The 6,577-nt window shown below is 63.1% G+C and carries 6 protein-coding genes; 3 read left to right on the forward strand and 3 right to left on the reverse strand.

What is annotated here, in order from left to right:
- Positions 1 to 33: 33 nt before the first annotated feature.
- Genes dsbG through dsbD form a run of 3 tightly spaced genes read right to left on the reverse strand, consistent with a single transcriptional unit; the run spans position 34 to position 3,349 of the window.
- Positions 34 to 795, reverse strand: coding sequence for a thiol:disulfide interchange protein DsbG (gene dsbG, locus AO064_RS06395; protein ID WP_015885145.1), 762 nt, complete (start codon positions 793 to 795; stop codon positions 34 to 36).
- Positions 771 to 1,622, reverse strand: coding sequence for a TlpA disulfide reductase family protein (locus AO064_RS06400; RefSeq protein WP_015885144.1), 852 nt, complete (start codon positions 1,620 to 1,622; stop codon positions 771 to 773). Before AO064_RS06400 ends, dsbG begins: the two co-directional genes overlap by 25 nt.
- Positions 1,622 to 3,349: a protein-disulfide reductase DsbD gene (gene dsbD, locus AO064_RS06405; protein WP_064052751.1), complete on the reverse strand. Its 1,728-nt coding sequence runs from the start codon at positions 3,347 to 3,349 to the stop codon at positions 1,622 to 1,624. The genes AO064_RS06400 and dsbD overlap by 1 nt, the downstream gene beginning before the upstream one ends.
- Positions 3,350 to 3,511: 162 nt before the next feature.
- Here dsbD and AO064_RS06410 point away from each other — a divergent pair, with 162 nt between their 5' ends.
- From AO064_RS06410 to AO064_RS06420, 3 genes are all read left to right on the forward strand, one after another.
- Positions 3,512 to 4,192 carry a response regulator gene (locus tag AO064_RS06410; protein WP_015885142.1) on the forward strand — a complete coding sequence of 227 codons (681 nt, stop codon included), beginning with the start codon at positions 3,512 to 3,514 and terminating at the stop codon, positions 4,190 to 4,192.
- Positions 4,189 to 5,511, forward strand: a complete 1,323-nt coding sequence (locus tag AO064_RS06415) for an ATP-binding protein (RefSeq protein WP_015885141.1) — start codon at positions 4,189 to 4,191, stop codon at positions 5,509 to 5,511. The genes AO064_RS06410 and AO064_RS06415 overlap by 4 nt, the downstream gene beginning before the upstream one ends.
- A 124-nt stretch (positions 5,512 to 5,635) precedes the next feature.
- A complete protein-coding gene (locus AO064_RS06420; RefSeq protein WP_064052752.1) occupies positions 5,636 to 6,403 on the forward strand; it encodes an N-acetylmuramoyl-L-alanine amidase in 768 nt (255 codons plus the stop codon).
- Positions 6,404 to 6,577 lie beyond the last annotated feature (174 nt).

Raw genomic sequence — 6,577 nt, forward strand, 5'->3', positions numbered from 1 at the left:
CCTCCAGTGGTTGGAGGTCTTTTTCTTGATGATCTATTTGGCGCCCAGGATCTTCACCAACTTATCCGGCGAAGGCGCCCCCTGCTGTTGCTGCAAGCCACCCTTGTCATCCAGATAGAAAATCGCCGGCGTCGCCGACAATTCCAGTTCATCCATCAACTTCATATTGGCATCGAGCTTGGCCTCGATATCCGCCGGGATCTTGGCCAACGCCTGCAACTTGCTGCCCTTGCCGGCGGCTTCGTGTTCTTCCAGGGCTTTCTGCGGGTCTTTGGCCGCGAACAGCGCGGCGGATTTGCCTGGGCTGTCTTCGCGGATGATGCCGACCATGATGTGGCGCAATTGCACCTTGCCGGCTTTTACCCAAGGACGGGCTTGTTCCCAGAACATATTGCAGTAAGGGCAGTTGGGGTCGCTGAACAAGTAGACGATGCGTGGGGCTTTAACGTCGCCGTCCTGGATCCAGCTGCTTTTTTCCATCTTGGCCCAGACTTCCTTGGCCATCGGTGCGTACACCAGTTTTTCCAGCGGTGCGCTGCTGAGGTCATTGCCCTGGGCGTCGTACAGGTTGCCGGCGATCACGCTTTTGCCGTCGGCGGTCAGGTACAGGGCCATGCCCCGGTTCTGGTATTGGGCGGCGTAGCCGGTGAGGCCGCTGGGGGCGTCGAATGTGCCGAGGATCCTGGCGCCTTTGGCCTCGATCTGTTTGATCGGTGCCGGCCAGTCGTCGGCCTGGGCCAGGGTGGCGGCAAGCGTCAGCGGCAGCAGGGTCAGCAGGTGGCGGAGGCGGGGCATGTCGGTTTCCTTGTGGCGGCGGGAGCGGTGTCGAAGGGTTCCATGGCACGGGCCAGGCTGGCCTGGGACAGTTCGCCCAGGTGGCTGTTGATCAGGCGTCCATCGGCGCGGTAGAACAAGGTGGTGGGCAAGGCCATCGAGCCCACGGCCTGGCCGAGGCGGCCGCTGGCGTCGAACAGCACGTTGTCGAGGGTCAGGCCTTGGGTGGCGAGGAAGGTGCTGACGCTTTGCATGCTTTCGGCCTGGTTGACGAACAGGAAGGTCACGTCGGGGCGTTGGTGCTGGGCGCGTTCGAGTACCGGCATTTCGCGGCGGCATGGCGGGCACCAAGTGGCCCACAGGTTGATCACCAGCGGGCCACCCTTGTAGTCGGCCAGTTGCACCACGTCGCCATTGGCATTGCGCAAGGTGATGTCCGGCAGTTGCGAGCCTTTGTCATACAGGTTCAGGGACACACTGGTCATGCCCCAGAACACCAGGCCGGTGATTACGCCGGCGCTCAGCGGCTTGCGCAGCGCCGGGCGCCGCCAACCGTAGGCCAGTGCGCCCAGGACCAGTGCGATCACGCCGGGCCAGGCGAGAAAACCGCCGTCGCGCAGGTCGACCATCTGCAGCCAGTCGTAGCTGTAGTCGCTCCAGTACATCAGCACAAAACTGACGCGGGCGACCAGCATGCCCAGCAGGAACAGGCTGAACAGCACCGATTCCGGGTTTTCACCACCACGCTTGGCCACGCGCCAGCCCACCAGGGTGGCGATAATCAGCGCACTGATCAGCAGGATGTGATTCAGGGCGATGGCGAAGGTGCCGATGGTCAGGGTCAGCATCAGAGGGCGTCCCGGGTTTGCGTCCAACGTTGCAGGAAAGTGGCGGCATCCACTTCGCCGGTGATGCGGTGGGCGCGGCGTTCTTCACCGTCCGGGCCGATCCACACAAAGCTCGGTGGGCCGGGGACTTTGTAGCGGCCGAGCAGCTCGCGGCTGGCGGCGTTGTCAGCGGTGACGTCCAGGCGCAGCAGGCGTACGTCCTTCAGGGCATCGAGTACTTCAGGTTTGCCGAACACCTGTTTTTCCATGATCTTGCATGCCACGCACCAGTCGGCGTAATAGTCGACCAGCACCCACTGGCCTTGGGCCTTGGCGCTGTCGAGTTGGCGTTGTAGCACGGCCGGGTCGTTGAGGGTCATGAAGGCGTCGTGGGCGGTGGGAGCGGCGGCGGCCCGCGAGCCGCTGTAGACCTTCAGCGGTTGCCACAGGTCATCGCTGCCCCCCGCGGCGCCCACCACCAGCACGGCGCCCCACAGGCCCAGCACCAGGGAGCCGGCGCCGAACACTTTGGCGGCCAGGCCGTACTCGCGGGCCAGGGTCCAGCCGCTGTAGGCCATCACCAGCGCGAGTGCGCCCCATAAACCGATCCACAGGTTTTCGCCGACCACCGGGCGAATCATCCACACAGCGGTGCCGAGGAACAGGAAGCCGAAGATACCCTTGAGCACGTTCATCCAGGTGCCGGGTTTGGGCACGAAGCGATTGCCCACGGTCACCAGCAGCAACAGCGGAATACCCATGCCGATGCCCATGTAGAACAGAATCAAGCCCCCATGCAGTGCATTGCCGCTTTGCGCGATATACAGCAGCACGCCCGCCAGTGGCGCGGTCATGCAGGGGCCGACCAGCAGGCCGGACAGCGCGCCGAGTACGCCCGCGCCCATCAGGCTGCCGCCGCTTTGCTGACGGCTGACGTTGTCCAGGCGGTCACGCAGGAACGCCGGCAGTTGCAGTTCGAAGAAGCCGAACATCGGCAGGGCCAGGATCACAAACAACGCGGCGAAACTGCCGAGGATCCAGGGGGTTTGCAACAGCGCGGCGAGGTTGCTGCCGAGCAACGCGGCCAATACACCCAGCGCGGCATACACCAGCGCCATGCACACCACGTAGCTGCTGGCCAGGGCGAAGCCGCGACGCGGGCTGGCCCCACTGCCCACCACCAGACCGGCCAGGATCGGCAGCATCGGCAACGAGCAGGGGGCAAACGCCAACAACAGGCCAAGGCCGAAGAACACCAACAAGCTCCAACCCAGGCTGCGTTGTTGCAGGCCGCTGGCCAGGCTCTGGTCCTGGGCTTGGGCGGTAGCGGCGACTGCCGGGTTGCCGCCCAGGTCCACGGTGATCGACTGCGGTGGGTAGCACAGGCCCGCATCGGCGCAGCCCTGCCAGCCCAGCTTGACCTGGCCGGTGACCCCTGCCGGAATCTTCACTTCCAGGCCCTGGCGATACACTTGCTGCTCGCCGAAGAACTCATCGCTATGGGCTTCGCCCTGGGGCAGCGTCGGTTTTTCGGCGAGGCCGTCGAATTTCATGCGTTGTTGGTACAGGTAATAACCGTCGGCAATCTGCCAATACAGCTGGGTCTCGCCACTTTCAAGACGTTCGGAGGTAAAGGTGAAGGCCTTGCCCACCGGGAGGAAATCGGGTTTGGTCTCAAACGGGTTGCCCGGCGAGGCCTGGGCGAACCCCGCGAAAAAAACCAGCAGGAAGGTAAACAGATACCGCATCGTCAAGCCTTAGTTCGTTGCAAGTAGGCACACAATGTGTGGCGTTGATTAACCGATGATTAACCCAGGCTATTCTAGAGGGAGTGTGGATCGTTTAGCGGCATAATCTGCGCTTAATCCGCTGCACTTTTAATCACCCCCATCTTTCATGAAGGGTTCACCATGCACGTACTGGTCTGTGAAGACGACGAACTGATCGCCAGCGGCATTGTGGCCGGCCTCACCGCCCAGGGTTTTACCGTCGAGCGCGTGGCCACGGCGGGCGCTGCACGCGCGATGCTCAAGGCGGCCACCTTCGACATCATGGTGCTTGACCTCGGCCTGCCGGATGAAGACGGCCTCAAGCTGTTGCAGCAGCAGCGCAGCCAGGGCCTGGAAATCCCGGTGCTGATCCTGACCGCACGGGACTCCGTGACCAACCGCGTCGACGGCCTGCAGGCCGGCGCCGACGACTACCTGCTCAAGCCCTTCGACCTGCGTGAACTCGCCGCGCGCCTGCAAACCCTGTTGCGTCGGGTGGCGGGGCGCAGCGTCAACCTGATCGAGCATGGCCGTCTGGCCTACAACCCCAGCAGCCGCGAAACGTTCCTGGGCGGCCAGCCGGTGGACCTGTCGCGCCGCGAACAGGCGCTGCTGCAAGCCCTGCTGCACAACAAAGGTCGGGTGCTGTCCAGCGAGCAGCTCAAGGACAGCGTCTACGGCTTCAACGACGAATTGGAAAGCAACGCCCTCAACGTGCATATCCACCACCTGCGGCGCAAATTGGGCAATGGCATCGTCGAGACCGTGCGCGGCCTCGGGTACCGCCTGGGCCCGGCTGACGGGGGCGAGGACGCATCGTGAAAAGCCTGCGCCTGCGCCTGACGTTCAAGCTGGGCGCCGCTTTTGTGTTGATCTGGGCCCTGGCGGCGGCGTGGATGCTCAACGATCTGCGCAACCAGATGATGTTCTCCCTCGACCAGCGCCTGGTGGCGTCGGCGCGCATGGTGGCAGGCCTGACCGAGCAGATGCCGGGGCTGGCCAGTGTGAGCGGCGGTGCGCATTTCAGCGCCGAACAGCTGCACGTACCCGGCGGCATGGCCTGTCAGGTCAGCTCCTTGCGTGGCGAAGTCCTGGCGCGCAGCCATACCACTCCAGAGGAGGGGCTGGAGTCGCGCAAGAGCGGTTTCCGGGACCAGGTCATCGATGGCGTGGGCTGGCGCAGTTTTACCTTGTCCCGTGGCGATCTGTTGATCACCACCGCCGACCGCCAAGTGGAACGTGAGGCGCTGAACCTGTCGATCCTGCTGGCGGCGTCGGTGCCGGTGGGCGTGGCGATGCTGGGCTGCCTGTGCCTGCTGTGGCTGGGTATCGGCCAGAGCCTGCTGCCGCTCAATCGTATGCGTGACGCCTTGATGCGCCGCAGTGCCGACTCCCTGGAGCCGCTGCAGATCCACCCGTTGCCCAGCGAACTCAAGCCGCTGCTCGACACCCAGAACCAACTGTTGCAACGCATCGCCAAGACCATCGAACGCGAACGCCGCCTGACCGGCGACGCTGCCCACGAACTGCGCAGCCCGCTGACGGCGATCAAGACCCACCTGCAAGTGGCGCGCATGACCGAAGGCGCGGCCCGCGACCAGTCCCTGGCCCATGCCGAGGAGGGTGCCGACCGCCTGCACCGGACCCTTGAGCAATTGCTGTTACTGGCACGGGTGGAAGGCAGCCTGTCCTTCGACGATGGGTTGCAATCGAGTGCCGAGGAAGTGGCGCGGTTGGCCATTCAGGATGCGAACGCCGGCGACAATTCGCGCATTGACCTGATCCTGCCGGATAACCTTTCCGGCGCCCCGGTGGAAATGCCGGTGGGCCTGGCGGTCGCCGCCTTGCGCAACCTGTTGGACAACGCTTTGCGCCACACACCGGCGGACACCCGGGTGGAGCTCAGTGTGTTCACCTCTGCCGATAACGTGGTGTTCCGCGTGCGTGACCACGGCAAGCAGATCTCCACCGAGGACCTGCAATACCTGACCCAACGCTTCTGGCGCAATGGCAACAGCGAAGGCTGCGGCCTGGGCCTGGCGATCGTGCAAGCGATTGTGCAGCGCTGTTCCTGCTCCTTGAAGTTCGACAGCCAGCCCGACGGCCTGCGCGTCGATTTGGGCATGCCGCTGCGGCGCTGATCACTTTTCTCTCACGTGCCAAATAGTTACCGCCCTCCTGGGGTTCAAATCTTCAGGATGGCGGTAATTTTTTTGCGCTTGAACGGGCTGAACGACTCGGCCTGTATTGAAAAGGACGGTTCTTATGTTGGTCATCGATACCAGTTTCCCAGCCAAAGGCTTTAACGACCGTAACGGCGAGCCGGTGCGGCAGGTGATCCTGCATTACACCGCCGCACCTTTTGGCTCCTCCCTGCGCACCCTGACTCAGGATGGGGTCAGTGCGCACTACTTGCTGCCCGACCCTGATGAGCCCAGTTACCGGGCTGCTGGCTATGAAGAGTTGCGTGTCTTTCGCCTGGTGGAGGAAGGCAAGCGTGCCTGGCATGCCGGTGTGAGCCATTGGGCGGGCCGCGATAACCTCAATAGCCGCTCGATTGGCATCGAGATCGTCAACCTGGCGCGGGATGACGGCGGGGTGTTTACCTTTCCGGCCTACGGGGAGGAACAAATCGAGGTGTTGATTGCGCTGGTTCGCGACGTTCTTGGGCGTTACCCGCAGATTGGCCCCACCGACATCCTCGGGCACTCGGACGTGGCGTACGGGCGCAAGAGCGATCCGGGGCCTCGGCTGCCGTGGCGGTGTTTGCATGAGGCGGGGGTAGGGGCCTGGTTTGATGAGGCGACGCGGGCCATGTATCAGCGGCGGTTTTGCCTTGGGTTACCGCCTGAGGTCGAGGTGGAGCGGGCGTTTCAGCGTTATGGGTATGCGCCGGCAAAGAATCGGCAGGCATTCGAGCAGAGGACGCGGGCGTTTCAGATGCACTTTCGGCCACGGGATTATTGTGGGTTCCTGGATGCGGAGACTTGCGCGATTTTGTATGCGCTGAATGAAAAATACCTTGGGTTATGAAGCTCGCGGTCTTGCTCGCGAAGGCGGCCTGACAGCCGACCTGGATGTTGGATCAGACTGAGTACATATCCGTTATTTAGGTAACGGCCGCTATGGGTTCCGCTCTTACAGCGGGTCACTTTTGAAAGGAGCCCAAAAGTAACCAAAAGGCTCTTGCCCCAACACTCGGCACCT

The organism is Pseudomonas marginalis, assembly GCF_001645105.1.
In the GTDB taxonomy this organism is placed as follows: domain Bacteria; phylum Pseudomonadota; class Gammaproteobacteria; order Pseudomonadales; family Pseudomonadaceae; genus Aquipseudomonas; species Aquipseudomonas petroselini.

Coding starts and splice junctions, on each gene's coding strand:
- AO064_RS06400 (WP_015885144.1), bottom strand. CDS start 1,622: ATGCTGACCCTGACCATCGGCACCTTCGCCATCGCCCTGAATCACATC.
- dsbG (WP_015885145.1), bottom strand. CDS start 795: ATGCCCCGCCTCCGCCACCTGCTGACCCTGCTGCCGCTGACGCTTGCC.
- AO064_RS06420 (WP_064052752.1), top strand. CDS start 5,636: ATGTTGGTCATCGATACCAGTTTCCCAGCCAAAGGCTTTAACGACCGT.
- AO064_RS06410 (WP_015885142.1), top strand. CDS start 3,512: ATGCACGTACTGGTCTGTGAAGACGACGAACTGATCGCCAGCGGCATT.
- dsbD (WP_064052751.1), bottom strand. CDS start 3,349: ATGCGGTATCTGTTTACCTTCCTGCTGGTTTTTTTCGCGGGGTTCGCC.